This is a genomic window from Sporosarcina sp. FSL K6-3457, assembly GCF_038007285.1.
Taxonomy (GTDB): Bacteria; Bacillota; Bacilli; order Bacillales_A; family Planococcaceae; genus Sporosarcina.
Genome location: NZ_JBBOWX010000001.1, coordinates 877642 through 903713, shown reverse-complemented (window position 1 = coordinate 903713; position 26072 = coordinate 877642). Strand labels below are relative to the sequence as shown.

28 protein-coding genes are annotated in these 26072 nt (G+C 42.2%); 6 read left to right on the top strand and 22 right to left on the bottom strand.

Annotated features, from left to right (window positions below; translation table 11 throughout):
- Positions 1 to 48 precede the first annotated feature (48 nt).
- From yhaM to N1I80_RS04350, 8 genes are all read right to left on the bottom strand, one after another.
- Positions 49 to 987: a 3'-5' exoribonuclease YhaM gene (yhaM, locus tag N1I80_RS04385; protein WP_340736724.1), complete on the bottom strand. Its 939-nt coding sequence runs from the start codon at positions 985 to 987 to the stop codon at positions 49 to 51.
- Entirely contained in the window at positions 984 to 3884 is a 2901-nt protein-coding gene (locus N1I80_RS04380) for an ATP-binding protein (protein WP_340736723.1), read from the bottom strand. The genes yhaM and N1I80_RS04380 overlap by 4 nt, the downstream gene beginning before the upstream one ends.
- A 9-nt stretch (positions 3885 to 3893) precedes the next feature.
- Complete coding sequence (locus N1I80_RS04375; RefSeq protein WP_340736722.1) at positions 3894 to 5105, bottom strand: metallophosphoesterase family protein; 1212 nt, start codon at positions 5103 to 5105, stop codon at positions 3894 to 3896.
- A 124-nt stretch (positions 5106 to 5229) separates the two neighbouring features.
- Positions 5230 to 6495 carry an ABC transporter permease gene (locus tag N1I80_RS04370; RefSeq protein WP_340736721.1) on the bottom strand — a complete coding sequence of 422 codons (1266 nt, stop codon included), beginning with the start codon at positions 6493 to 6495 and terminating at the stop codon, positions 5230 to 5232.
- The gene (locus N1I80_RS04365) at positions 6488 to 7387 is read right to left on the bottom strand and encodes an ABC transporter ATP-binding protein (RefSeq protein ID WP_340736720.1); all 900 of its coding nucleotides are present in this window, start codon (positions 7385 to 7387) and stop codon (positions 6488 to 6490) included. Before N1I80_RS04365 ends, N1I80_RS04370 begins: the two co-directional genes overlap by 8 nt.
- Before the next feature lie 65 nt (positions 7388 to 7452).
- Complete coding sequence (locus N1I80_RS04360) at positions 7453 to 7767, bottom strand: hypothetical protein (protein WP_340736719.1); 315 nt, start codon at positions 7765 to 7767, stop codon at positions 7453 to 7455.
- A 54-nt stretch (positions 7768 to 7821) separates the two neighbouring features.
- On the bottom strand, positions 7822 to 8145 hold the full coding sequence (locus N1I80_RS04355; RefSeq protein ID WP_340736718.1) for a DUF3796 domain-containing protein: 324 nt from the start codon (positions 8143 to 8145) through the stop codon (positions 7822 to 7824).
- A gap of 2 nt (positions 8146 to 8147) precedes the next feature.
- Positions 8148 to 8345: a helix-turn-helix transcriptional regulator gene (locus N1I80_RS04350; RefSeq protein WP_318616716.1), complete on the bottom strand. Its 198-nt coding sequence runs from the start codon at positions 8343 to 8345 to the stop codon at positions 8148 to 8150.
- A gap of 279 nt (positions 8346 to 8624) precedes the next feature.
- Between N1I80_RS04350 and N1I80_RS04345 the strand changes: the two genes are divergently transcribed.
- The 3 genes from N1I80_RS04345 to mgsA all read left to right on the top strand — a co-directional run bounded on the left by N1I80_RS04345 (position 8625) and on the right by mgsA (position 9763).
- Complete coding sequence (locus tag N1I80_RS04345) at positions 8625 to 8810, top strand: YhzD family protein (protein ID WP_340736717.1); 186 nt, start codon at positions 8625 to 8627, stop codon at positions 8808 to 8810.
- A gap of 66 nt (positions 8811 to 8876) precedes the next feature.
- The gene (locus N1I80_RS04340) at positions 8877 to 9302 is read left to right on the top strand and encodes a VOC family protein (protein ID WP_340736716.1); all 426 of its coding nucleotides are present in this window, start codon (positions 8877 to 8879) and stop codon (positions 9300 to 9302) included.
- 56 nt (positions 9303 to 9358) lie between these two features.
- The gene (gene mgsA, locus N1I80_RS04335) at positions 9359 to 9763 is read left to right on the top strand and encodes a methylglyoxal synthase (RefSeq protein WP_340736715.1); all 405 of its coding nucleotides are present in this window, start codon (positions 9359 to 9361) and stop codon (positions 9761 to 9763) included.
- Positions 9764 to 9901: 138 nt separating this feature from the next.
- Here mgsA and N1I80_RS04330 read toward each other — a convergent pair whose 3' ends face one another.
- The 8 genes from N1I80_RS04330 to N1I80_RS04295 all read right to left on the bottom strand — a co-directional run bounded on the left by N1I80_RS04330 (position 9902) and on the right by N1I80_RS04295 (position 16949).
- Positions 9902 to 10279, bottom strand: a complete 378-nt coding sequence (locus N1I80_RS04330; RefSeq protein WP_340736714.1) for a hypothetical protein — start codon at positions 10277 to 10279, stop codon at positions 9902 to 9904.
- 166 nt (positions 10280 to 10445) lie between these two features.
- Entirely contained in the window at positions 10446 to 11225 is a 780-nt protein-coding gene (locus tag N1I80_RS04325) for an enoyl-CoA hydratase (protein WP_340736713.1), read from the bottom strand.
- Positions 11226 to 11436: 211 nt separating this feature from the next.
- Positions 11437 to 12945, bottom strand: a complete 1509-nt coding sequence (locus tag N1I80_RS04320; RefSeq protein WP_340736712.1) for a coproporphyrinogen III oxidase — start codon at positions 12943 to 12945, stop codon at positions 11437 to 11439.
- Positions 12946 to 13117: 172 nt separating this feature from the next.
- Positions 13118 to 13447, bottom strand: a complete 330-nt coding sequence (locus N1I80_RS04315) for a group II intron maturase-specific domain-containing protein (RefSeq protein WP_340739959.1) — start codon at positions 13445 to 13447, stop codon at positions 13118 to 13120.
- A gap of 83 nt (positions 13448 to 13530) precedes the next feature.
- Positions 13531 to 14391: a group II intron reverse transcriptase/maturase gene (gene ltrA / locus N1I80_RS04310; RefSeq protein WP_340736711.1), complete on the bottom strand. Its 861-nt coding sequence runs from the start codon at positions 14389 to 14391 to the stop codon at positions 13531 to 13533.
- Positions 14392 to 14931: 540 nt separating this feature from the next.
- Positions 14932 to 15279 (bottom strand): YlbF family regulator, encoded by a 348-nt coding sequence (locus tag N1I80_RS04305; RefSeq protein WP_340736710.1) that lies wholly within the window; start codon positions 15277 to 15279, stop codon positions 14932 to 14934.
- 12 nt (positions 15280 to 15291) lie between these two features.
- Positions 15292 to 16413, bottom strand: coding sequence for a DUF445 domain-containing protein (locus tag N1I80_RS04300; protein ID WP_445683688.1), 1122 nt, complete (start codon positions 16411 to 16413; stop codon positions 15292 to 15294).
- Positions 16414 to 16556: 143 nt separating this feature from the next.
- Positions 16557 to 16949 (bottom strand): ferritin-like domain-containing protein, encoded by a 393-nt coding sequence (locus tag N1I80_RS04295; protein WP_340736708.1) that lies wholly within the window; start codon positions 16947 to 16949, stop codon positions 16557 to 16559.
- Positions 16950 to 17021: 72 nt separating this feature from the next.
- Here N1I80_RS04295 and N1I80_RS04290 point away from each other — a divergent pair, with 72 nt between their 5' ends.
- Positions 17022 to 17225 (top strand): YheE family protein, encoded by a 204-nt coding sequence (locus N1I80_RS04290; protein WP_340736707.1) that lies wholly within the window; start codon positions 17022 to 17024, stop codon positions 17223 to 17225.
- A 52-nt stretch (positions 17226 to 17277) separates the two neighbouring features.
- A complete protein-coding gene (locus tag N1I80_RS04285) occupies positions 17278 to 17430 on the top strand; it encodes a hypothetical protein (RefSeq protein WP_340736706.1) in 153 nt (50 codons plus the stop codon).
- A gap of 37 nt (positions 17431 to 17467) precedes the next feature.
- Here the strand turns inward: N1I80_RS04285 and N1I80_RS04280 are convergent, their stop codons facing one another.
- From N1I80_RS04280 to N1I80_RS04265, 4 genes are all read right to left on the bottom strand, one after another.
- The gene (locus N1I80_RS04280) at positions 17468 to 18727 is read right to left on the bottom strand and encodes an MFS transporter (RefSeq protein WP_340736705.1); all 1260 of its coding nucleotides are present in this window, start codon (positions 18725 to 18727) and stop codon (positions 17468 to 17470) included.
- Between the two features lie 211 nt (positions 18728 to 18938).
- Positions 18939 to 19562 (bottom strand): hypothetical protein, encoded by a 624-nt coding sequence (locus N1I80_RS04275; protein ID WP_340736704.1) that lies wholly within the window; start codon positions 19560 to 19562, stop codon positions 18939 to 18941.
- Between the two features lie 64 nt (positions 19563 to 19626).
- Complete coding sequence (locus N1I80_RS04270; RefSeq protein ID WP_340736703.1) at positions 19627 to 20400, bottom strand: hypothetical protein; 774 nt, start codon at positions 20398 to 20400, stop codon at positions 19627 to 19629.
- Between the two features lie 39 nt (positions 20401 to 20439).
- The gene (locus tag N1I80_RS04265) at positions 20440 to 20862 is read right to left on the bottom strand and encodes a hypothetical protein (protein WP_340736702.1); all 423 of its coding nucleotides are present in this window, start codon (positions 20860 to 20862) and stop codon (positions 20440 to 20442) included.
- A gap of 503 nt (positions 20863 to 21365) precedes the next feature.
- Here N1I80_RS04265 and N1I80_RS04260 point away from each other — a divergent pair.
- Positions 21366 to 22010 carry a response regulator transcription factor gene (locus N1I80_RS04260; protein WP_340736701.1) on the top strand — a complete coding sequence of 215 codons (645 nt, stop codon included), beginning with the start codon at positions 21366 to 21368 and terminating at the stop codon, positions 22008 to 22010.
- A gap of 69 nt (positions 22011 to 22079) precedes the next feature.
- Here the strand turns inward: N1I80_RS04260 and N1I80_RS04255 are convergent, their stop codons facing one another.
- Complete coding sequence (locus N1I80_RS04255; protein ID WP_340736700.1) at positions 22080 to 23837, bottom strand: ABC transporter ATP-binding protein; 1758 nt, start codon at positions 23835 to 23837, stop codon at positions 22080 to 22082.
- 1 nt (position 23838) lies between these two features.
- Positions 23839 to 25578 carry an ABC transporter ATP-binding protein gene (locus N1I80_RS04250; protein ID WP_340736699.1) on the bottom strand — a complete coding sequence of 580 codons (1740 nt, stop codon included), beginning with the start codon at positions 25576 to 25578 and terminating at the stop codon, positions 23839 to 23841.
- Positions 25579 to 26072 lie beyond the last annotated feature (494 nt).

The window sequence follows — 26072 nt, the reverse complement described above, 5'->3', positions numbered from 1 at the left end:
AACAAAAAGGGCTATCCGCTGTCTGTGTCTGGGTAGCCCTTTTTGCTATTATTCAAAAGATGGTTTGAAAAATGACCGATTATCGAGCGGGAAGATTCGTTCTGTGAATTCGCCTGGTGCTGTTTTTCCAAGTGCACGATCTAACATATTCATCTTCGCATCTATATTGTCAATATAATGAAGAATCTCCGCCTCTTTCAGCATAGGCCGTTTTGGGCTTCCCCATTCTTCCTTGCCATGGTGGGACAATACCATATGTTGTAGCAACATCACTTCTTCACCAACGATTTCAAGTTCATCCGCTGCTTTTGATATTTCATTGACCATAATGGTAATATGCCCGAGGAGATTCCCCTCCACTGTATATTGCGTCGCAATCGGCCCTGACAGTTCAATAACTTTCCCAACGTCATGTAAAATGATTCCTGCATATAAGAGATCCTTATTAAGTGATGGATACAAATCCGCCAGTGCTTTTCCTAGTTTTAGCATCGATACCACATGGTCGATAAGCCCTGATACATAATCATGATGATTTTTTGTCGCTGCCGGATAAGTCATAAAAGCAGCCTGATGTTTTTTCAATAAATGGCGAGTAATTCGTTGAATATGCGGATTTTGCATTTCAAAGAAATACTGCATTAACTCTTCATACAAAACTTCCTTACTTTTGGCCGATGAAGGAACAAGATCAGCAATCGATATCCCTTCATCAGCCTTAATAGGACGGATGCTTTTAATACGCAACTGATTTTTCCCACGGTATTCATGTAACTCTCCGCCCACTTTAACAATTGTTGCCGCGGCATAGGTTTGTGCAATTTCTTCCGTTGTATCCCACAGTTTTGCTTCAATATCACCGCTTTTATCCTGCAAAATTAGTGTCATGAATGGGCTACCTTGAGTCGTAACGCCTTTTGTAGACTGCTTGATGAGCAGATAGATGTCTAGTGGCTCGCCTACTTTATAATCCGTCAATTTCTTCATAATGATATCGCTCCTTGTTCGTTTCCGATATCGGAAACGTTTACTATTGTTGCATCTTGCCATTGTTCCGTCATCACTTTATGGCATGTGAAGTAAATGAACTGATGGTGATGGTGTAGCTGATTTAATAATTCAATCATACGCGATAGTCGCTGTTCGTCAAAGTGAACGAATGGATCATCCATAATCATCGGAAATGGTGCTGTCTCAAGTATTGACGCCGCAAGTGCCAAACGAAGTGCAATATAAGCCTGCTCCTTGGTTGCCTGGCTTAGTTCACCAATCGGATAGCGCAACCCATCAATTGCTAATACCTCGAAACGACCAGACTCTGTCACAATAAGCGATTCGTACTGACCCGCTGTTAATTCGCGGAACAGCCCTTCCGCCACTGCAAGTACTTCGGGCAGTTTCTTCTCTTTCAAATCTATCATCGTTCGTCTAATCGCTTCCGCAATCACTTTGCGCTCTGACCACCGTTTGGCAAGTTCGGCAAGTTCGGCCTTCTTCATTTCGAATAGTTGCAGTTTACGTCCATAGGTTTCATCCGTCGACAAATGATTTGTTTTATGAATGAGGGTCGCTTGCTCATTGATGAGCGCCTTGAGCTGTTCATCGACCGTGGACTGCGTTATTTCGTTGTCATTCACCCTAGCCAATAAATCTTCCTCATTGACCCCTTCAGGTAATTCCGCAGTTCCGTGCACAGATAATTGCAACTGTGTATCATTCAACTGTTCCGTCAAACGCCCAGCTTCCTGATGCACACGATCAGCCATGTAAAATGCTTCTTCCGTTTCCACTCCTGCTTCAGCTAGTAATTGCTGTAATCTGTGTTGTAACGTGTCAGCTAGCTCAGAAGCTTCTTTCAATGCGTCTTCCTTTTGTCGAGTACTCACACTTAATGACTTGAACATTTCAGCCTCTTCTTTTAACTGCATAAATTCCCTTCTAAGCATCTCATACATCGCTTCTTGTGGCACGTTTTTTTGCAAAACTTTTTCAACTTCTGTTACTCGAATAGCGATATTATTTTGGGCGATTTGCCGTTGGTTCTCCATCTCTTCTGTGGCTCTCGTCACTTCCTGGAACTCGCGTATAAAACGCAGCAATTCTGGAATGATTGCGGGTGATGGCAACCTAGTCAAACCGTATACTTGTAAAAATTGGAGAAACTGTGACTCTACTTGCCTTCTATTGTCATGGCATGTATCGAGCTCCACTACAAGCTCAAGGTGTTTCCGTTCAAGACTGACATAAGTCTGTTGAAGCCCTTCTCTTTCCCGTTTAGCACTGGCCACACGCTCTACAAGCTGCTCCATCTGCTGTTCTTTACCATCATATGAAGCAATGAAGCGTTCCATTTCCTCCATATTCGAAGGTTCACTAGATTGTGAATCCTTGCGTCTCCAAAAGAATGCACCAGCTATCCCAATGACAGCACCAATTGCAACGACCAACCACTCCTTTTGGATAAAACCAATGAGGATACACGCGACAGTAAGCAGTAAAAGAAACGCTGGCATAACGATTGCATTTTTTTCTCCCTGACGCCCACCTAATGCTACATATGCTTTCGCTTCCGCAAGCTGTTGGCGAATTTCAGGCCACCGCTGTACGCGCTCCAGCTCCTCTTGTGAGGGTTTTGCTTGTTGCAGGACACTCATTTTTGTTTCGATATCGAGTAAATCATTTTCAAGCTGAACAAGCTGGCGTTCAGAATAGGCGATTTGCTGGTCATTTTCAGCGAGGCTACCTAACAAATTATGCATTTCCTCTTCCTTCTGTATCGATACATCGGCCAGTAGCAGACGCTCCTCCGCCGATTGTCCTTGGATGCCAAGGCGCCCCATTATATGACTTCTTTCACTCGTTAACCGCCTTAATTCATCTGCCGCAGCTACCTCTGCTAGACACCAACCATGCCACTCTGCTTCCTTGGCCAATAAAATCTCACTATCTGCTAAACGATCTGTAGCTTGCTGCTGTGCTATTTTTGTAGTTAAGTCCGCTAGTTCTTCTGCCAATCTCCGTTTCGTTGCATCCGCTTCCGTCCATTTATCTACCAATGCCTCGTAGCGTCTAATACCGTCTATTGGAAATGATGATGCATTTAATTGCGCAAGCTTGGCTTCAAGGGTCCTTTTTTTCTGGTGAAGTGGGAGAAGCTGACGCGCAATCGATAACTGCTGGGCATCATTCTGAAGTGTCTTTTGCAGAGCATACAACTCTGGCAGACGCGTATCGATTTCTTGTAATTGCTGAATTGCTGGCGCATACTCTGCCACTTTCCCTTGAGCTTCTTTCAGCTCCAATTCTAGTTCACGAAGCTCGAGCATCTTGACGTTCATCTCTGGAATTTTTCCGGACTTCTTGAACAACTCGCCCAGCTCTTTTTCCATTCTCTTTTCAAGCTGAATCAGCGTGTCAACACCCGTTGTCCCCGAAGCAAGCAATGTTCGACTCAGTTCTTGTTCATCCATCTTGTCAAAGCCTTGCAATTGCAGTAAAGAGAACGAAAAAATCGATTCAAATGACGGCCGATCGTATTGGCGCAGAAGCATGCTAAGCTCCTGTTCTCCTCCTGTTGTACCATCTTCAAAATAGACAGTAACGTCGCCCGCAGATTTCCCACGAACGCGTTCAACGATGCACTTGCCGTATTTTTTATCTACAACATGCACTTGTCCACCATATTTACCTCCTGATTTCGGTTCATACCGCAGCAAGGCACTATTTTTTTGCGGAAATCCAAAAAGGATATGCAGGATGAATTGCTGAATGGTCGTTTTTCCTGCTTCATTCAAGCCATATAATACGGTAATACCCGAGCCAAAATCAATCGTGACATTGTCGTGCTTGCCGAATCCATAAATGAGTAGCTTGTCAATTTTCACTTCAACACCTCATTTCATTTCTGCCGCTATTAATGCTCTTGCCGCTGCTTTAACCTCTTCTATGTCATTGGCCTGTAAAATATCTAGGTACTTCACGCCCTGTGTATGCTGGTATAACTCCTTCAAAACTTCCTTCCAATCGTCCGCCTGCCAGTCGTCAATCATGCCGATGACTGATTGGCATAGCGCACCTAAAGCTGTTGTAGGAATGGCTGACTGAACAAATGACAGCTTCTGCACCCAGACAAACGACTCAGCGTCCCCAATCACATCGCGTAATACTTCGAGCCACTCTTGCTCCATCGATTGCTGAAATAACTCGGCCGTTCCACTGTCTATATCGAGCATCACCAACTCCACAATGCCTGCTCCATATTGTGATTCAAAGGACTCCAGTGCTTCCCGACAAGCCGCTAGCCATTCATTCGCATGACTTATTCCTTTACAGGATACTTCCAAACGTTCAAAAACAATCGCAGACGCAGGGATGAAATGAAGAACAGCACTCACCTTCGATAACGTTACTTCATAGAATCCTTTCACGCCGCGCTCATTGCGATGCCGTCCCTGCAAATTTCCTGGATACACAATGGGGGGGTGTTCATGCAACTGCTGCCGCAGATGGATATGACCGAGTGCCCAATAATCATAGTGCTTAGCCAGTAAATCACTTTTCGTAAATGGCGCATACACTGCATGTGTTTCATCTCCAGCTAAACTCCCATGTAGCATACCGATATGGAGTGCCTCCTGATCCTGTGCCACCGGATATTCCTCTATCTTCCGCTCACGAATATGCCGTTCTTTATAGCTAAAGCCATAAATTGAAATCGCTTGTCCATTGACGTTGAGCCGAGCTTCTTCCACTTGCTCTTGGAATACATACACATTCGGCGGCAATTCAAAGCGCGTCCATCTGCCAGCAAGATGATCGTGATTGCCATGTGAAATAAACACAGGAATGCCGGCCTCATTTAATTTTTCCATACCTTCATGGAACTTCATTTGCGCACGTAAGCTACGATCTTCACCGTCGTAAATATCTCCAGCAATTAACACAAAATCTGGCTTTGTATTGAGTGCATAAGTAATCAGTCTTGCAAATGCCGTAAATGTACTCTCCCGCAAGTCTTTCATCCGTTCCATTGGCAGTCCCGTCATGCCTTTAAATGGACTATCCAAATGCAAATCAGCCGTGTGAATAAATCGAATAGTTGACAACTCAAATCCCTCCTCCGTCCAACGAATACTTGTTCTTATTTTATCATAGTTTGCTATTTTTGGCACATGAAAATAAAGCCTTACCGCACGAGGTTTCATGTGCGATAAGACTTTAAGCTAAAATTTATTCTTTCCCTAACTGAATTGCCTTTTTAATATCCTTCAATGATTTTGATGGGCCATACATGAGTACGCCGCCTCGGTAGACACGTGCGCCAAACCAGCCGAGGATGAAAATCGTTACGAGCAAAATCGCAATGGATAGCACCGGCTCCCAAACAGGCAGATCTAACATGCCGACACGTAAAAACATGACGAGTGGTGCAAAGAACGGAAAGAAGGAAGCATATTTAATATACGCCAATTCTGGATTACCAAGGCCTGTTGCTGCGATTATAAATGCCGCCACAATTAACAACGTCATCGGCATAATCATTTGTTGCACATCTTCTGTTCGGCTAACGAGCGAGCCTAGCAAAGCTGCAAGCGTCGCGTACAGGAAGTAGCCTAATAGGAAGAAGACAATAGCATAAACGATTGTGCCAACATTCATATTGGAAAAGCCAAAGAATGAGAAGAAACCATCCTCCATGTTAACCGCTGACGTTTTCAGCGCGATGAAACCAGCAATACCTAATAACACCATTTGCAATAAACCGAGCGAGCCAATTCCTAACACCTTAGCAAACATATGCTTCGCGGGAGACACACTGGAAATTAGAATTTCCATAACACGCGATGATTTTTCTGTTGCTACTTCTGTTGCAATCATGCTTGCGTACATGATAACTGCAAAGTAAATGAGGAACATGAGCACATAGACGAGACCGCGTGCCTGACTCAACTCTTCTTCGGTTTTTGCCGATGGCGATACCGAATGTTGGTCAAACTGAATCGGCGCAAACAGCGTCTGCACTTGTTCACCCGACAACGATAATTCCTCTGCTTTCATTTCCGTTTGAATCGATTGAAGCGCCTCCTGTAGCATCATCGGCAACGAGAATTCCATCGAGCTCATAGATGTATAGTTCGCCTGAATTGTATTGGTCTCATCCAATTTCACCGTCAAAAAGGAATCGATTTCTCCTTCTTTTACTTGATCGGTCAGCACCTGCTCTGATTCACTAGCTTTTTCTACTCTCATATCCGAGCCACTTGTCTGAAACTGTGCAATTAACCGATCTACTAAAACACCACTCTCATCCATCACTTGTAGCACTTGAGCCGACTCACTATCGCCTCCTGTAACACTTTTTACACCATCAATAATTTTTCCCATATTGGCAAATAGGAACACCGCGGCTAGCATAATGGCAGTTGTAATAATGAATGATTTCGTTTTCGCTTTTGTTACAAATGCTTGGTTAAAAATAATCATAAATTCACGCATGTTGTTTCCCCACCTTTTCGATGAAAATATCTTGCAGCGAAGGCTCTTCAATTTCAAAGTGACGGATTGGACCTGTTTGTAAAGCCGCTGTTAATAGTTTGCTAGCTATTTCCTCCGATTCTACTTGGTAAATCGCGCCTTCTACTGTTTTGGTGACAGATGTAACACCTGAAATGGATGCAAGCTGCGACAAATCGTTATCCGAATGAATACGAACATTATGCTTACTAAATGACCGTTTAACATCCCGCAGTGAGCCACTGACAATCTGTTTGCCTTTATCAATAATACTTAACTGCTCACATAATTCTTCCACATGATCCATGCGGTGACTCGAAAAGACAATTGTCGCGCCATCATTCCGGAAATCTAAAATGGCAGCTTTCAACATTTCAACGTTTACGGGATCCAGACCGGAAAACGGTTCATCGAGAATGAGCAATTGCGGTTTATGTAGAAGTGATGCAATTACTTGGATTTTCTGCTGATTCCCTTTCGATAGCTCTTCAATTTTTTTAGTAGCATAATGCGGAACTTCAAAACGTTCAAGCCAGTTATGAAGCTCTCGTTTCGCGTCTGATTTGCTCATACCTCGTAGCTGTGCAAGGAATACAAGCTGGTCTTCCACTTTCATTTTTGGATAAAGACCGCGTTCTTCAGGTAAATAACCGATTTCAGGACTCGTCGCATAAGAAATTGGTTTACCATTCCATGTAATCCGACCTTCATTGGCATTCAAAAGCCCGAGAATCATGCGGAAGGTTGTTGTCTTGCCTGCTCCATTCGCTCCTAGAAACCCATACATCGTGCCATCTCCGACAGACAGCGTCAAATTATCTACAGCAGTAAAATCGCCGAAGCGTTTCGTGACATTTTCAAGTAGTAAAGTCATTTTGTTGCTCCTTTCGTTTTTCAACCTTCTAAACTATACGTTACTAGTGGACTGAAGTTTCAAATCTATGAGTTTTTTATACTGGCAATCACCGTACCGATAGCATATGACAACATATGTGTCACCCAAAGCCCTGACATTAAGAAAAAAGAAAGTCCCGGTCCCTCAACAATAATAATAACTATCCAAACAATTAGAATCATTGCTGTTGTGGCCTTCCATGAGAATGACTTTGCTTTTTCTTGGACTATTCTGTGCCGTTCATCAAACCAACGATGCTTTTTACCCATTCGTCGCATAATCCAAAATGTAACAAACATAATCAAAATTGACGCCGGAATAACAGTAAATAATAAGACATAATCGACATCTTGACTCATACTTCTTCCTCCCCCAGTGTAAAAATAAACTCATGTGGCAATTGAAGTTTCAAACTAACTCTTTTTCTCCATAACGAAAGCCGCAATTCCATAAGATACCATTCCAATGACATATACAGCAATGATTAAAAAGAATGTAAGACTTGGTCCTTCAAAAATGTAAACAAGCGCGTAGCCAATAACAAGTACCAACATCATAACTGCCCAAGATAATGATTTTGCTTGCGCCTGAATCCCTTTATAACGCTCATCAAAACGGCGCTTCTTCTTCCCTTTTTTCACTACAAAATACCAAGCAAAATACCCAACGATTAATCCAAAAACAATCCCAGCCGCCAAACCTAGCAAAAAATACGGTGAGTTAAAATTCTCGTGCATCTTCATTCCTCCTCCGGTGTAAAAATATCTTCAATGCGACAATTGAACAACTTCGCAAGTTTGAATGCCAAAGTTAGCGATGGGTTATATCGGCCTTTCTCAAGCGAGATAATCGTCTGTCGCGAAACTTCCAGCTTCTCCGACAAATCATCCTGTGTCAGCCCCATCTCCGTCCGCATTTCTTTTATCAAGTTATTCAATATCCTGCTCCCCCTTTCATATGAAAAGCGCAGGGCGCCTGCTCAGATGCGACAGGCATAAGACGAGTCAACGGCATGGCGGTCTTTGCCACTGAGTCGGCTTGACTTATGGCCAGAGCATCTGGCGCCCGGAGCCTAGACTCCAAAATAGTAAAGGTAGCTTTACGTAAAGGTTACTTTACTATACACGTAATGTCAAGCAACCTTTACAAAATATTTTTAGAATCTTTTGTAGTATTGTAGTATAATGAATGAAAGTGATTGGAAAGGGTGAATGTTGTGAGAACTTATAAACTGACTGCATATGAGCCAACTGGGGCATTGATTACAGAAGAGACGTTCACGGCTGAAACTGATGAGGCGGCAAAGGTGCAAGGGAAGGCATTGCTTGAAGAGAAAGATCTGGTTGAAAAAATACATCGTCTTGCATCTCCCGCTGGAAAATTATTATTGTTTCATTCATAACAAAAGTGCAGCTAAGCAAAATATTACAGCTTAGCTGCACTTTTTTAGAAGATAGGGGGTAAGTAGATGTCACAAGGACTGATTCACCATATTGAACTGTACGTTTCTGATTTAAAAAAGACGATTGATTTCTGGGGTTGGCTGTTAGAAGAATTAGGCTATAGCCCGTTTCAAGAATGGGATAGTGGGCGAAGCTGGAAGCTAGGCGAAACATATCTTGTTTTTGTCCAAGCAGAGGACAGATTTTTGGATGTGTCCTATCATAGATGCCGAGTAGGCCTTAACCATTTGGCCTTCCACGCAAGCTCGCGTCAACAAGTGGATGAGCTAACAAACAAATTACAAGATAAAGGAATCTGCATTCTTTACACTGATAAGCATCCATTTGCCGGCGGACCTGAACATTATGCCGTTTACTTTGAAGATCCAGATAGAATGAAGGTTGAATTAGTGGCACCTAAATTAATTCGTACACAAATCGACAAATTGTGATAATCTATAAAGGAATTAGATTATTGCTTACTAGTAGAATAAAGGGGTGTTCCAAAATGAAAATCGCATTAATCGCTCATGATGAAAAGAAACACGAAATGGTGAACTTCACAATCGCCTATGAGCATATCTTTTCAAAATATACACTGTATGCAACAGGGACGACAGGGAAAAGAATTATGGACGAAACCAATCTTTCCGTTAATCGTCTCATGTCGGGGCCTTTAGGCGGTGACCAACAAATCGGCGCAATGCTGGCAACAGGTGAGCTAGACTTAATTCTCTTTTTCCGTGACCCATTAACGGCTCAGCCACATGAACCTGATGTCAGTGCACTGCTGAGACTATGCGATGTCTATGGCATCCCCCTCGCAACGAATATCGCAACGGCTGAACTGTTACTACGTTCTATTGAAAATGGGGATTTCGCTTGGCGAGAAACGGTCGATAAATATAAATAATTTTGGTTTATCAGCGAGTCTGTCCAGTTTATCGGCGACTTTGTGGATTTATCCGCGAGTTCAAGATACAATCTAAAAAAATGAGACACTTACTCAATAGCTAACTGAGTAAGTGTCTCATTTTTCATTTTATCTAATTTATATCGACAAACGCTGATGTAGATTATTGATTTCCATATCATGCTTTGCAACTTTTTGATTCAAATAGTTAATGTCGATTTTAATACCTTTAATTTCTTCAGCGACAACTTCAAAAGTTTGCTCTTGTTTGTCAAGTCGTTCTTCAATATGCCTGAAATGGCTTCTATTTTCGGTTTGATTATTAGCCATGTCTAGCTCAACCTTATCAAAACGTTTGTCTACCTGATCGAATCGTGCATCCATACGCTCTTCCATTTCCTCGAATCGTGCATCCATACGCTTTTCCATTTCCTCGAATCGTACATCCATACGCTTTTCCATTTGCTCAAATCGGCTGTCCATCTGACCCATAAACTGTTTTAATAGCTCTTCCATTCCCCTCACCCCATCTTCCACTGTATATTGGCCTCACTTTATATTGGTATTCCAAATCATTTAGTCAATCGTGGCATAGTTCTTCATTCAGTATACAAGATAAACCTCCAATTGACAAAACAATACCGGTCACTCCCCTACAATTAGGATAGCACCGGTATTTCTGTTATTTCCCCGTAAACACTGGCTTTCGCTTCTCCACGAACGCCTGAATCCCTTCTATATGGTCAGCGGTTTTACGCATCGCCACTTGGGCTTCGCTTTCCATTGTCAAGATATTTTCAAGTTCTGCAATGTTCTGCGCATGCAAAATGTTCTTCGATGCAATCATGGATGCAATAGGTGAAGCAAGCAATTTTTGCGCATACGCTTCGCCATATTCAGCAGCCTTCCCTTCCGCCACCACTTCGTCAATCAATCCTTTCGCCAAGGCTTCTGAGCCATTCATTACCTTACCTGACCAAATCAGACTTTTCGCTTGTGGTACACCAACACGTTCCTTTAAGAAGAAGTGGCCCGCTCCGTCAGGTACAAGACCGATACCAATGAAGTTCATGGCAAGCTTGCTGTCTTCCTCTGCAATAATAATATCGCAGCCAAGTACAAGACTAAATCCTAGTCCAGCTGCCGCTCCGTGGACGACTGCAATTGTAATTTGTGGCAGTGTGTACAATGCTTTCGCAAGACGTGACACATCGACCATGACCTTACCAATATCTAGTGGGCTGTTCGGATCCGCCATCGCTTTAATATCCCCACCTGCTGAAAATGCACGACCAGCCCCCTGAATCATTAGCACTTGCACGGTTCTATCATCCTTCAACGCTTCAAAAACGTCTGCAAGTTCCTTCATCATGACATCGTCCATCGCGTTCATCGACGCTGGTCTGTTCAATGTGAGACTCGCAAGACGCCCCTCTTTTTTCAATTCGACAGTTGTATACATAAAAAGACACCCCTTTTATAATAAAATGAATCATCATTCATTTAACTATATTCGGTGTCTTCCTTATAAACCCTTTATTTTTAATCAGCAAGTGTTTAACCACTTGCTGATTAAAAATAATGCCTCCGGCGAATGTCACAAGTTTTGAAAGGAGTTAATCGAGCTCGCTCGATTTAAAATCTGGACGTAATTACGCCGAGGCGTAATTGATTTAACTATTAACTCTCTCCGGGTAAATTGTATTCAAATGTTCCAGCTTCTTCTCAATAGCATCTTCAAACGTTAGAATATACGCCGCCGGATCTTTCGGATTGTAAAACTGCGTAATCTTGCCTGTCGTTGGGTCGATAAACTTACTTGAAGCTCCGCAACCAACACCAATAATCGTCTGGACTTCTTCCATAATGACGATATTGTAGATACTTTCTTCACTCGGCTTTGCATAGCCGACGTTTTCTAAGTTTCCTAAAATATTTTTCTGACGATACAAATAGTATGGCTCATAACCATTTTCTGCATTCCACTGTTCACCGAGCTTCATCATTTGTTCAACCGTCCCGCGATCCGCCACCTTGTACTTGTCCTTATTGCGTGTCATTTCAGATGCCCGTTTAAATGACAATGTATGGACTGTCAGTGATTCCGGCTGCATCTTGGCGGTTTCATCGAGCGAATGCTGAAATTCCTCCATGCCTTCATTCGGCAAGCCAATGATGAGATCCATATTAATATTTTTCATGCCCATATTACGGGATAGCCAAAACTTATCGACAGTCTCCTGAACCGAATGATGACGCCCGATTGCTTTCAAGGTTTCATCCGTATACGATTGTGGATTGACGCTAATGCGGTCGATGCCCCATTTCTTCAGCACCTCAATTTTAGCAGGTGTAATGGTATCTGGGCGTCCTGCTTCCACTGTTACTTCCCGAACGTTTTCCATGTTCGGGAACGAAGCATACATCGTTTCATACAAAGCATCCATCTCTTCCGCTTCAATAGAAGTTGGCGTGCCCCCACCGAAATAGATGGTCGTAATCGCCATATTACGCTCCGTCAACCATTTCCCCATTTCACGAATTTCCTCATGCAAGCCATCTAGAAAGGATTCTACCCGACCATTTTTCCGATGAATCGCATAGGCAGGAAACGTACAATACGCACACTTCGTTGGACAAAATGGAATACCGATGTAAATACTTACTTCATTTTTCAAATCATATAAATCAGGTACCGAACGCAACTGAACATCCGCAATTTTCGCAAGGAGTTCACTTTTCTCACTTGAAATCCGATGGCGGTCCATTAATAATTGCTGTGCCTGCTCCGTGCTATGTCCTTGCTGGCGGTATTTATGGTAGAGCTTCATCGGACGAATGCCCGTTAAAATTCCCCATGATTGCTGCATGCCTGTCGCCTGTTCAAGTGCTTCGAGTAAAACATGCGAATAAATGCGTTTTAATTGACGCGTTTGGATTTTTGCGTCATCCTTCTCCTCTAGCTCGGTAAATATTGCGCTATATTCTTGACCATCCCTCGTAAGAATTGCTTGTCCCATCAGCATATTGTCCACATCTTTTTCAAGGGAGAATTCTACACTGATGGCCTGTTCCTCGTCTTCATCTATAATTTTGGATTGCTCGAAAAATAGATTAGCTAGATGGGTGAACATCCGAATCCAATCCTGCTCGAATGGTTGTTTGATAACGATTTTCTGCATGTATGTGTACCAACTTTCTATTGATCAATCTACTGTTTTTTTCTTATAAGCAACGTTCATTGTACCAAATTTTCGTTGGGGATAATCGAGTAGGAGGCTAATCATTATTTGATTAGCCGACCTCTCACACCACCGTACGTACCGTTCGGTATACGGCGGTTCAACCTTTTAATTATCGAGACTCATAAAGTTGGGACATATCCTTTAGTCCCCACTTTGTGAGTCTTTCTTTTGTTATGGCACGATGGATAATTCCATTACGCGATAGTCGCCAGTATCCCTTTCGGGAATTTGCCAATTTCATCGCATCATTATGCCCAATACCATACTTACGAAGTTTTTGGTAACGAGTACGTATTTTCTTCCATCTCTTCCATATCAATTGTCTTAAACGATGATTTAACCATTGTTGAGTTTCCTCAATGAATTTCTTCATGTTAGCGACTCCGTAATAGTTAATCCATCCAGTTATTGTTTGATTGATCTTTGTGATAATATTTATGAAAGGACCAGGAAGTTTTCTACTGGTTCGCTTTCTTAGCTTGTCTTTGAAGCGTTGTTTTGCCGACTTACTTGGTCGGCAACCTACTTTCCCATGAGATTTTGAATGTTAAAGCCTAAGAATGTGGCTTTTGTGGAACCGCATATCTGGCTTTTCTCCTGGTTAATCGTTAGTTGAAGGTCCTGCTCCAAGAAGCTGGTGACACTTTCCATTACCCGTTCACCCGCACGTTTACTTTTGACATAAATGACGAAGTCATCGGCATATCGAACGAATCGGTGTCCTCTCTTTTCCAGCTCTCTGTCTAACATATTGAGGTAGACATTGGCTAGAATAGGAGACAGGGGTCCACCTTGGGGTGCACCTTTCTTTGTCTCGATATAGATGTCTTTATCGAGGATGCCCGAGCGTAGGAACTTCCAGATTAGGAGGAGTACCATTTTATCTGAGATGAAATAGTCCAGATAACCGCGTATTCTCTGGTGATGGATGGTGTCAAAGTAACTTTTTAAATCACAGTCCACTACCACTTTAAAACCTTCTTGGTAATATTCCTCAGCCTTTTTAATAGCTTGGTGTGCACTTCTTCCTTTTCGAAAACCGTAGCTATTATCTGAAAAATGAGGGTCAATGATTGGTTCAATGACTTGAAGAATCGCTTGTTGAACGACTCTATCTAAGACACATGGAATACCTAAGTATCTTTTCGACCCATCTGCTTTCGGTATCGCAACCCTTTTAACGGGTTGGGGTTGATAAGACCCATCCTTCAGCTTTTGCTTTAGAGGCTGATAATATTTCTCCATATGGCTTTTTAATTGATAGACTGTAATACCATCTACACCTGGGGCTCCTTTATTCTTTCTGACTTTCTTGTAGGCTCTCCAAAGATTATCATCTGCAATAACCTGTTCGATTAAGCTGATACCATCTTGTTCTTTCATATCCATGCGACATCCCTGCACGCTCCTATGTACCCTTTCGTTTCCAACTTATCTCTCCATAGGCAGCCATCTCTTGGTAATTACCGTGATGTTTGCTGTGCTTTGGCGGTGATGTCTACACCTCCCTGTTTTCCAAGATTTAAGATTGTTCCACCCTTCATTTCCGTAAGGAAATTACTATGGTTTCTGCTGACTTCTCACGACAAATCTTGTTTCAACCGAGTTTTCACTCGTCCGTGAGACCTCCCCGGGTAAGGGTAATCACTTTCTTCTCATGTAACTGCTATATCTACTGTATGGGATTCGGGCAGTATTGGACTTCGTCTTGTCTTGCAGACTCATCCATCCCAATTCAGCCTTATATATAGTTTCTGTTCGTCAGTTCGAGAATTTGCATACGGCTTCCTTCAGATTCCTCCTCACGGGGGACACCCTTGCCTTCTGCTAACAGTTCCTACTGCCAAGCCTGTAGTGGACTTTCACCACCTAGCGATTACCCATGCCGGGCACACAAGAAGAAAAACCGGCATAAGCCGGTTTTTAAATGGATTCATATAGTTGCTGTACGGGCTTCATCAGAACTCGGTTCACTTCCTCGATCAAACCACTAAGCTTCATCTCCGCTTCAAGCATCGTCATGATTTTAACATTTTGCTGAGCAAGCTGTGCCGTTTTTTGCGCATATTCAAGCTCTTCTTCAACAATTTCTTCACCTTGCATTTGTTTTTCTTGCAAGGTCATCTGAATTTTACGGAAATTTTTAAACAAAGCAAGTGCTTCTTCGTCTGCTTTCACTTCGCCTACTGCTTGTTCCACTTCTGCAAATTCCGCTGTTTTGCGAAATGTCGCCTCCAACTTATTCAAATCATCATACATATTTACTGTCATGTCCAATTCCCCCTACGATAAATTTGTTACAAAGACGATTAAGCCCTGAACGATTCCGATCAATCCGCCGAGGAATGCCCCGAGGACGGTAATCATTTTGAATTCGCGTTTGGAAATACCTAGCACAAGATCCTCCAACACAGCGACAGGAAACGTATCGACTTGCTCTCTTACAATATCATCTAATTTCAATTTTCCAAGCGCTTTTTCCAATTGTACCTCTGCCTGTTTAAAGGCAAACTGGACAAGCTTTGGTGTAACGTTAGTAGCCGTCCATTCCGTCCCATTCGGCCAATAATCGAGAATAGACTTATTAAAACGTGCTTCCAACGCCAGCTCATTTTTCGCATACATTGAAATGGAACCAAATAATCCATCCCAATCAAAGCCAGCCAATAATTCCTCCACAGGACGCTGCTGTAGCTTTTCCCATTCATTATAAATTATTGTGTTCACTAAAGCTATCGTACCAGATGCAGTAACAAATTTAATCGCTTCTTTTTGCACTTTTCCAACCAATGACTCTGATTCACCAAAAAACATATTAACCATGCTGCCCAGTGTTCCTTTAGAGGCTAAGAAATCATCAATGAGATTACGGAACATCGCTTTTCCTTCATCAGACGCGAAATATTGCTCCGACCTACCTAAAATGTACGTTGTCACAGTTGGAATACGCTCTCCTACTTCCACCCGCCACTTTTCCGGTAGCACCTCTTCCACCGTTCCGGTCGTCAGCTTTCTACGCACGGCGTTAAGCTGGGCATCAAGCACTTCCAACACTTTCTGTTCTGCTTTTTCTGCAACTTGTGTCGCACCCGCAGTCGTCAGCCAATCATTCAAGGTTTTATCTGAATGAAGGACATGTTCTTCCAGTTTCTGTTGAATAAAGCCCGCTGCCTTTTTTTCCATGTCAGGTGTCAATAATTTCTTTCGGAAAGTATCTGGTGTTAATAAATAATTCGTAACCGTCTTCCCTAGCTGCCTTGCCAACTCATCCCGCCGTTTTGGTATTAAGCCTGGCGTAAACGGCAGACGCCATTTTCCGATGTATTTTGCTTCATGTGGCCTAAATAGCATTTTAATGGCCAAGTGATTAGTCAATCCACCAATCAGTGCACCAATAAAGGCCATAAATACCAGTGTCCATAAAAAATCCAATCGCTTCACCTTTTCCCGTTTCTTTACGTCCCAATTATAGCAGAACGAGGACAAACGGAAAAATGCAAAGGCTTGCCATCAACTATGTCCCCTTAAAACAGGAGTCTTCTACCGATTCAAGATAATGCATTATACATCGTCGACATACGAATCGCGTGCTCCATTTCATCCTGCATGGCGATGAATAACGGATTATAAGCCTCTTGAAATGGAATTGTCAGTAACATTTCCTTATACGTTTCAACAGCCTCTAACTCATCCACCAATGCCCGTTGAACACATTCTTTCAAATTATAACAAGGCAACGGCTTCTTAGGATTTGGAACAAACGTCCCCGTCATCATATAATAGAGCTGTTGGAACATTTCGTAATGGCTTTTTTCATCTTCATACATATGCTTGAGGAAATCTTGCCAGAGCGGATCATTCGTCAAACTGTACATCGATTTATAAAAATAATAATCTCTGTACTCGTCTTCAATGGCCTGCTTTAATTTATTTACAAACAAGTCAGCACCCTTTCGCTCATCTTTACTCTGATTTTATGCGATTGGGTAGCATCTTATGAGAGGAGTATGACTATGCTACAACATTTCAGTTATAAACCCATGTATGACAATAAACAATTACCTGGTTGGACTTTTGCATTTTTCTTTCGCAATACGAGGTACACGGGAGATTATATGCCTGAGGGAGAAATTATTTGGAACGGCGAAGCACCACCTGAAGAAGACAATGTAAAAAAAATGATTCATGAATTAATGACTTTCCACGTTTACGACTGATTTCGATCTTTTCGGGAATACTACGCCTCATAACAAATAAGGAGGCGTCAGTATGACGAAAGAAAAATCACCCGAGGAGCTACGGAAGGAAAAAGAGCAGTTGCAGGTACAAAATCAGAAAACTGAAAATGTCTTTGAGGATAAAAGCCGAGTGCCTAATGAGCAAAATGCTTGGAAGGAAACGCAATATCAACGAGGCGAATAACAAAACTGCCCTGCATATAATTGTGCAGGGCAGTTTGTTATTCCTCGGCTAACTTCCTCTTACCAAAAATAAAGAAATAGTACGTGGATGACACAATATACAAGCCTGCCGTAATGGTGAAGGCATAGGCATAGCCCCAATAAAATCCATTTGCAATGACAAGCCCCGCTGCTACAGGACCCATGGTGGCCCAGCCAATATTAAATACCATCTGGTTCACCGAGTTTGCAAGCCCTTTGTATTTATCCGCCACGATTTCCATCGCAATCGCACTTTGAATCGGATTCCCCGCATTCATAAGTGCCTGACGCATTAGGAAACCAAGTGAAGCTAGCAATAGCGAGGTTGTATAAGCCGTCAAAATAAGAAACGGAATCGACAGCATTTGAAATATAATAAGTGCCTTTACTTTTCCAACTTTTTTCACAAGCAGTGGTCCAATCAGCATCGCCACCGCCGTCATCGCAGATCCAAGCGATAAAATCAGCCCAATATAAGCATTCGATGCATCAAAGCGATTGGAGAAATATAAATTCAAATAAGGAACAACTAATCCAGACCCAATGCCAATGAGCAAGCTCGCAAACGAGAAATGGAAGATGAGAATGATATTGCGCTTAAAACTACTATCAACGCGATCCACTTTCTCTTCCTGATCTTTTTTCACTTGTACAGGCTCCGGTGGCTTATTTTGTAGTTTGAATAAAGGCAACAGTCCTAACGTAAAAATAATGGCCCCTACAAGTAACGCACAACGAATCGCTGACGCTGCATCCATGCCGCCAACAACTTCTAGAACATCGGCAATCACACCGCCAAACAGACTGCCAATCACGTTTGCCACAGTCATCAAAGCAAAATGGATACTGAACATATGCACGCGCTCAGCTGGCGTAGAGTTCTCCGCGAGAAAAGGCACACCTGACACTTGCACAAACGCCATGAACAAGCCCGTTAAAAATGCCGCGTAAATAATTGGCATTTCCGCAATCGCAACACTGCGGTAAAACAACGTCATCGCCCCAAACAACGCACCGCCGACAATCATCCACTTTCGACCAAACTTATCACTCAAAAAACCCGCTGGCACCAGCATAATCGCCGAAGCCATCGCCGTCATCGAAATGACTTTGCCATTAACGGTTTCCGGCATCCCCAACTCTTTAATGTACAGATTGTACATCACCATAAAAACACCCATCCCAATTTGAATGAGCACATTCGCCAGCATGAACAACCTAACGTTTTGATTGAATGAAGTAATTTTCCTCTTCCAATCCACCAACCATTTTCCCATGGCACTCCAACTCTCCACACATTACTTCGATACTCTAAATATACGTCTTTCAGAATAGTTTTTCAACGGATTCCTTCATATTGAATCCCGTTGAGTGGTAGTAAATGACGACCAAACGGTAGTATTTGCTATTCACCTGCTGTACGCTATATAGTCCAGTACATAAACGTCAAAACTCCTCATTCACAGTCGAATGAGGAGTTTTTCTATACTAGGGCTCCAACTTGTCTTCTGATTTAAATGTTCCATCCTCTTCAGATTCTAGTGCTAGATTTTGAATCGCTTCTTCATCAGCTTCAGGTTTCGATGCCATATTCTCATCCTTCTCGGTTTCAATATCCGGATCTTCTCCGGGTTCCGAAGGCAGTACAATCTCAATAGGAGTAGAAGTGGAGGCGTTATTCAACTTATCGATGGCTTGATCGTACTCCGCATCTAGGTCTGCAATAATTGCCTCTTTTTCCTCAGTAAGATCAGTTGCTATATTCGCCTTTAGGCTAGCGGCATATTCCTGCAATGCAAGTGTCCGGCGGTTTTTTTCTCCGACAATGAATGTCGCCAATTCTTCCTCTACTCTTTGCTTCTCTTCTTCTAATGCCACTTTCAATTCACCCATAAGTCGGTTTTTTTCTGCAGTAATTGCATCAGCTATCTCCTGCTCCGCCACTGTCCTTTTAACAGCAAACCAATTTAGTAACGAACTCCCTGCATCCTGGCCTGCAAAAGCCATATTCACACCACTTCCTAGACCAAGCATTAACAAAAGAGCCCCAAGTACTATACCTATTTTTTTAAAGCTGAAGGAACTTTTATACTTCGGAACTTTATTCGGCATAATTACACCTTCCTCTAAAATAATAAGGACCTCTCGTGACGAGGCCCTTACTAGTCATTCGTACTTATTTATTCATACCGTTTACCAAAGCATCCATTTCAGCCTCGGCAGCGAGTTGAAGGCTCTTCGCTGTCATTGTAATCAGTTTCTCCTGATCCATAACTAATTTATTTTTCATTTGAGTGATGACAGAACGAAGCTCCTTGATTTTTTCATCAATCAAACCTTTAATTTCATCAATCGTTAAATCGGTTTCCGCATCCAATTGTGCTTGGAGTTCTTGTTTCGCCACCCTAATTGTTTCCTCCAAATCACTAACAGCTTGAGCAGTGACTGCTTTTACATCAGTGTTCACCTTATCGATAGCTACTTGTCCCGCAGCTCCCGTATGTTCAGGTAAATCAGTCTTCATATAATCTAGCGCATCAGCTCCAGCTTGATTAATTAACCCATTGGCGAATTCCTTCATTTTATCAAACTGACCAGACAAGTAGGTTTCAATATGCGCTTTTTCAGCCTTTATTGCGTCAATATGTTCTTGGCTTCTTGCTTCAACATTTTTACTTGCAACGCCAGCTTGGGCTTCACCCTTCGCATTAATGCTGTTTGTAGCATCTGTTTTCAGTGCATTATATTCCGTTGTTAATCCCTCAACTTTATCACTCATATATGCCGCAGTTTGTTCTGCGACAGCTATATTAGCTTTCCCAAATTGCCCATCAAACCAATTTTTGAAATTTTGTCCCGCGTCTGTTGCCCCGAACGCTACACCCGCACTCGATAAAAGTCCTACTGCTATTGCCCCAGCGATCACTTTCCCTTTTACTGTTTTAATCATTTAATTATCCCCTTTTCTCATATTGGTTTGTATGAGTGCTTAGTTTCCAAATACTTCTTCCACAATCTTTTCAAAGTCCTGATCCATTTCAGCTTCAATGTTCAGCTCGTCCACATAATCATCAAAGCTTATATTTTCTAGTTCAACGATCATATCATTCAAACTTGTTATCGTTTGAGTCTGATATGCTTCAATACTAGACTTCGCTTCTTTCACTTTATCTCCATGAAAAATTGCAAGTTTGTCATCAATACTTGCTTTTGATTCTTGCAAAAAGGTATTTACCTCTTTAATGGCCAATGTAATTTCCGTTGCAGTAACTGAACCTAACTTTTCACTTTTCTTCTGAAACGAACCCTTATACCAATCAAAAAGATTCTGCCCCGCATGACCATTCGCGTAAATCGTTCCTGCCCCCAATAAAAGGACACACACAAGAAAAACACCAAACATTTTTTTCATCATGAGCACCTCTTTAGTAAATTTCATATTTTTTCACGAAAAATCTCCTCCAATACTTTTTCAGCCATTATCCAAAGGTCGAAATAATGAATCTATTCTTAGTATAGAAGGATTTTTATTGGCTATCCTCCCCCCAAAGAGTGACTTCTAGATATCGTTCGTCTACTATCGATTTCTACTTTAGTGTAAGGTCGGTATGCTTTTGTACCAGATTCGTTCCGCTTCGAATGGTTATAAATCGATAAATTACTAGCTAATCAAACAAAGAAAGAACCTCTTCAATCGCAAGAGGTGACGAATTATTCAATAAGAAGAGTTTACAATAGACTATATATGTTGAACTAAAGAATCCTACTAAAACCGCTTGGCGCTAGGGGATGCCTCCCGCTGGTGATTATGTCACAATCATAAGTTCAACTTAAATCTATTTCACAGAGAAACCCTACTTTTACATTATTTTTGTACTAATACTTTCAATGAAGGAAGGATCGGGTGAATAAGTTATGCAAATTGTTATTGTGGACAATCATCCATTAGTTAGAAAAGGACTAGCCTATCTACTTTCTTTAGATACAACTATGAATTTTTTAGGAGAAGCCGCGAATAATAGGGAGGCACTAGCTCTATTCCACAAAACCAAACCTAATTTAGCGATTGTAGATCTCCACCTAGGAAATGAATCGGGTTTGGACTTAATACTTGAAGCAAAACAACAAGGAATAACTTGTAAATTCGTCGTGTTAACTTCCTCCACAAAAGAGATTGACTTTAAACGAGCACAAGAAATCGATGTCGATGGCTATGTATTAAAAGAGGCATTACCGGAAGAGCTGATACACGCCTTACGAATGATTGGCAGGGGCAGAAAATATTATGATCCCGGGGTACTTGATTTGGTAATGATGTCGAAAGAAAACCTTTTTCAAAAGGATTGTCATGTCAATCAATTAACCCCAAAAGAAAAAGAAGTATTACTTGAACTCGGCATGGGACTTTCCAATAAAGAAATTTCAAAGGCTCTATATATTTCTGAGTACACTGTAAAAAAACATGTGAGTCAAGTACTCGCAAAGCTCGAACTAGCCGACAGGACACACGCAGCATTGTATGCGAATGCTAAAGGCTTAGTAACTTATCATGTTAATTGAATATATGTTTGTCAGTAACGGCATGCAAAAAAGGGACTTCCCACTCACTCGGAAGTCCCTCATTATAGTTTACCCCACCTTCGGATTCCCCGAAGTTCCCGCCTGCAATTTATACATTTGTGCATACTGCCCGCCAAGCAACAGCAGCTCATCATGTGAACCACTTTCCACAATTTCCCCGCGGTCCAATACTAAAATCCGATCCGCATTTTTAATCGTCGAAAGTCGATGGGCAATGATGAATGTCGTCCGCCCTTTTTTCAGCACATCCATTGCGTGCTGAATAATTTCTTCCGTCTCTGTGTCGATGTTAGACGTTGCTTCATCCAAAATCAAAATCGCTGGATCAAACGCCAACGCCCGTGCGAATGAAATTAGCTGGCGCTGCCCAGATGACAGCGTACTTCCCTTCTCGACAACCGGCTCGTCTATGCCGCCAGGTAAATGTTTCAACACGCGTTCTCCACCAACCGCTTCAAGCGATTGCTGCACTTTTTCACGTGTAATACGCGCATCTCCTAAGCTGACATTCGACTCCACCGTACCACTGAACAAATACGGATCTTGCAAAACAATCCCCATATGATCACGAACCGTCTGACGAGGCATATCGCCAATGTCCATGCCATCAATCGTTATCTTACCTTTCGATGCATCATAGAAACGAAACAGTAAATTCATAATCGAACTTTTCCCTGATCCCGTATGACCGACGAGCGCAACGGTTTCCCCTTGTTTTGCTTCGAAAGACAGATCCTTCAGCACATACTCTTCTTCCTTATAAGCAAACCACACGTTTTCAAAGCGGACATTTCCACGGTAGCGGGCGATTTTATCATCGCTTACCGGCTCTCCTTCACGGTCCAACAACTTGAAAACACGCTCCGCTGCTACAAGTGAATGCTCGAGTCGTGCAAACTGATTGACAATCCCAGTTACAGGGTTAAACAACCGTGTAATATAATCCACGAATGCATAGAGCATCCCGGCTGAAATAACACTTTCAGTAGTCAGTGAGGCGCCGCCGAAATACCAGATGAGGAATACAAACGCCAACGACCGGATAATATCGACCAAGTTATGTGACGTTGCCGCCTCCACTTTTAACAACTTATTTTGATAGTTGTAATGTTCATCATTCAGCTCGCCAAATTCCTCTTCCATCTGCTTTTCACGACGAAACGCCTGAATAATCGTCATCCCATTAATCGATTCATTAATCATCGCATTCATATCACTCACTTTACCGCGAATGATATGATTCACTTTAGAAGCAAAATTTCTGTACATCTTCATCCAAATATACAAAATCGGCAGGACAAACAGCATAATCGCACCCATTTTAGGGTCTAAATAAAACAAGGCGATAAAGATTCCCGTAATATACATCCCACTAATGGCAAACTGTGAAACGACTGTTACATACAAATTCCGAATTGCTTCCGTATCATTCGTAATTCTCGCCACGACTTTCCCAGCCGGCAAATTATCAAAATAACGAATCGGCAATGTTTGGATATGTTCGTACAAATCATTACGCATTTTCTGAATAATACGGTTCGCAGCGTTTTGGAGCAATAAATATTGGAAATATCTAAAGATCGCGGTGACAACCGCTAGCCCGAAAAAGACAGCAAGCAGTTTGATGATCGGCTCAAAATCGATACCGCCACCTACAGCACCCGCGATATAGTCATCAATAATTTTCTTGGCAATCATCGGACCCATCAAATCCGCACCTACTGCAACGGCAAGAAATATCAGACCCGTAATCAACAATTTTTTATAATCAAGCGCATAGTGAAATAAGCGTTTACCAGTACCCATATTATTCAACCTCCCCAATCTGCTGGCGGTCGAATTGCTCTTTGTACCAGCCGTTCATTCCTAGCAGTTCTTCATGTGTTCCTTCTTCAATCACACGACCATCATCAAGGACGATAATCCAGTTAGCATGCTGGATAGCTGATAAGCGATGCGTCGTAATAATTGTCGTTTTACCGGAACGTTCTGCTTGGATATTCTCAATAATTTTCGCTTCGGTTTTAGCATCGACAGCAGATAGTGAGTCATCCAAAATAAGAATTTCCGGATTTTTCACGAGTGCTCGTGCAATTGAGATCCTTTGCTTCTGCCCACCAGACAAAGCAACACCTTTTTCACCAACAAGCGTATCCAATCCGTCCGGTAACATTTCAAGGTCTTTCTTGAAATAGGACAGACGAATCGTTTCTGCTATATCTGCTTCCGATGCCTCTGGTCTGCCAAACAAAATGTTGTCTCTCACCGACCGTGAGAACAGTACATGGTCTTGTGGGACATAACCAATCCAATCCCTCACCTGATCCTTTGTCATCGATTGAAGTGGTACGCCTGAAAAGACGATTTCCCCTTCTCCAACTGGATATTCACGCAATAGCTGTTTAACAAATGTTGTTTTCCCACTACCCGTCTTGCCGACAATCCCAAGTGTATCGCCACGATCCAAATGGAGTTTAATCGCATCTAGGTTGACCGAATGCGACATAGGATAAGTAAAGAAAACATCCCGGAAGCCTACACTTCCCGGCTGTTCCACCATAACTGGCTGTTCAGGGTCTTTGACATCTTCCTCATAGTCAAGCGTCTCTGTCACCCGATCGAGTGATGCGTTGCCGCGTTGCATGACGTTGATTAATTCCCCAATCGCAAACATCGGCCAAACAATCATACCAAGATAAACGTTAAACGTTACAAGATTCCCCAGCGTCATATCTCCTATTGATACGAGATACGCCCCATAGCCGAGTCCAATCATATACGTCAATCCTGTTAGCACCTTCGAAATTGGCATGAACAAAGCATCAATTTTTTCAACATGCATATTTTTTTGGAAGACATCCTCCGTCATCTTCGCGAATTCATCCTCAGTTGCACGCTCTTGCACATATGCACGAACGACCCGTACACCCGCGACAGCTTCCAGAACATTATCGTTCAAATCACCAAATGCTTGTTGAGCCGTCATATACCTCTCGTGAATCTTCTTCCCCAACACTTGCATAATGTATGCCAAAATTGGTAGCGGTAAAATCGCCACCAACGTTAACTTCCACGATACAAGAAAGCCCATCGTCAAGACGAGTGTCATCAAATACAGCGTTGAGTCAACGAGCGTCATAATACCAAATCCCGCGGTTTCCGAAATGGCACGCAAATCATTTGTTGAACGTGCCATTAAATCGCCCGTCTTATTTTTCTCATAAAACGTCGGTGTCATCTTCAGGAAATGACGCATTAGTTTTCCACGAAGCTGCCTTTCAATGACATAAGCACCGCCAAATAGCTGGTATTGCCAAACGAAATTAAATGCATAGCCAACAGCCATAATGAGCAGCATGGCGCCAATAAATGCAGCTAATAACTTCGTCGTTAACGTCTGCATGTAAATAGAGTCAATCGCTTCTCCAATGAGCCAAGGTGGAATTACAACCAATACATTCGTAATCATCAATAAGATGAGTGCAACTGTATACCTCTTACGATTTTCTTTAAAAAACCACTTTAATTTGAATAACACCGAAAACATAACCCCATCTACCTTCTTCCCTTTTCCCTACTAACTATCCGCTTTCAAGAGATTCCTTTTCTAATAATTTCCTTTGCTGTTTCATGATCAACATAGCCAGCACTCCTTTTCTTTTTATTATGCAACACGCAAAGCGTGATAACACCAAAATATGGTATACCAAAACAACAAAAAAGCACACGCCTTTTAACATAAGCGTGTGCTTAACAAAAAGGAACGGGTATCCGTTCCATTCCATATATATTCACATTCAAAGTTGAATAGAAGTTGGACAGCACGGATGTATCATGAAGTTTTTTTGTATGATGAATAGCTTTTTCATGTTCCGTACCTCCCTTTCTATTTCGAGTATCTAACTATTACAGGTTACCATTTCCAATTTCCAATTGTCAACAGTTTTCAGAAATTATATTTCATTCACAATCCACTGAAATGAATGACGTATAATTGGACTGCCATCTCATTAAAATTGACAAGCAGCCAAGCAAAACTAT

What these genes read in the sequence shown, in the direction of transcription:
- N1I80_RS04355 (WP_340736718.1), bottom strand. Translation starts at nt 8,145, where the DNA reads ATGCACGAGAATTTTAACTCACCGTATTTTTTGCTAGGTTTGGCGGCT.
- N1I80_RS04360 (WP_340736719.1), bottom strand. Translation starts at nt 7,767, where the DNA reads ATGAGTCAAGATGTCGATTATGTCTTATTATTTACTGTTATTCCGGCG.
- N1I80_RS04290 (WP_340736707.1), top strand. Translation starts at nt 17,022, where the DNA reads ATGCTACAACATTTCAGTTATAAACCCATGTATGACAATAAACAATTA.
- N1I80_RS04255 (WP_340736700.1), bottom strand. Translation starts at nt 23,837, where the DNA reads ATGGGTACTGGTAAACGCTTATTTCACTATGCGCTTGATTATAAAAAA.
- N1I80_RS04340 (WP_340736716.1), top strand. Translation starts at nt 8,877, where the DNA reads ATGTCACAAGGACTGATTCACCATATTGAACTGTACGTTTCTGATTTA.
- N1I80_RS04270 (WP_340736703.1), bottom strand. Translation starts at nt 20,400, where the DNA reads ATGATTAAAACAGTAAAAGGGAAAGTGATCGCTGGGGCAATAGCAGTA.
- N1I80_RS04305 (WP_340736710.1), bottom strand. Translation starts at nt 15,279, where the DNA reads ATGACAGTAAATATGTATGATGATTTGAATAAGTTGGAGGCGACATTT.
- N1I80_RS04275 (WP_340736704.1), bottom strand. Translation starts at nt 19,562, where the DNA reads ATGCCGAATAAAGTTCCGAAGTATAAAAGTTCCTTCAGCTTTAAAAAA.
- N1I80_RS04330 (WP_340736714.1), bottom strand. Translation starts at nt 10,279, where the DNA reads ATGGAAGAGCTATTAAAACAGTTTATGGGTCAGATGGACAGCCGATTT.
- N1I80_RS04265 (WP_340736702.1), bottom strand. Translation starts at nt 20,862, where the DNA reads ATGAAAAAAATGTTTGGTGTTTTTCTTGTGTGTGTCCTTTTATTGGGG.
- N1I80_RS04325 (WP_340736713.1), bottom strand. Translation starts at nt 11,225, where the DNA reads ATGTATACAACTGTCGAATTGAAAAAAGAGGGGCGTCTTGCGAGTCTC.
- N1I80_RS04320 (WP_340736712.1), bottom strand. Translation starts at nt 12,945, where the DNA reads ATGCAGAAAATCGTTATCAAACAACCATTCGAGCAGGATTGGATTCGG.
- N1I80_RS04285 (WP_340736706.1), top strand. Translation starts at nt 17,278, where the DNA reads ATGACGAAAGAAAAATCACCCGAGGAGCTACGGAAGGAAAAAGAGCAG.
- yhaM (WP_340736724.1), bottom strand. Translation starts at nt 987, where the DNA reads ATGAAGAAATTGACGGATTATAAAGTAGGCGAGCCACTAGACATCTAT.
- N1I80_RS04280 (WP_340736705.1), bottom strand. Translation starts at nt 18,727, where the DNA reads ATGGGAAAATGGTTGGTGGATTGGAAGAGGAAAATTACTTCATTCAAT.
- N1I80_RS04260 (WP_340736701.1), top strand. Translation starts at nt 21,366, where the DNA reads ATGCAAATTGTTATTGTGGACAATCATCCATTAGTTAGAAAAGGACTA.
- N1I80_RS04300 (WP_445683688.1), bottom strand. Translation starts at nt 16,413, where the DNA reads ATGGCCTTTATTGGTGCACTGATTGGTGGATTGACTAATCACTTGGCC.
- N1I80_RS04370 (WP_340736721.1), bottom strand. Translation starts at nt 6,495, where the DNA reads ATGCGTGAATTTATGATTATTTTTAACCAAGCATTTGTAACAAAAGCG.
- N1I80_RS04250 (WP_340736699.1), bottom strand. Translation starts at nt 25,578, where the DNA reads ATGTTTTCGGTGTTATTCAAATTAAAGTGGTTTTTTAAAGAAAATCGT.
- N1I80_RS04365 (WP_340736720.1), bottom strand. Translation starts at nt 7,387, where the DNA reads ATGACTTTACTACTTGAAAATGTCACGAAACGCTTCGGCGATTTTACT.
- mgsA (WP_340736715.1), top strand. Translation starts at nt 9,359, where the DNA reads ATGAAAATCGCATTAATCGCTCATGATGAAAAGAAACACGAAATGGTG.
- ltrA (WP_340736711.1), bottom strand. Translation starts at nt 14,391, where the DNA reads ATGAAAGAACAAGATGGTATCAGCTTAATCGAACAGGTTATTGCAGAT.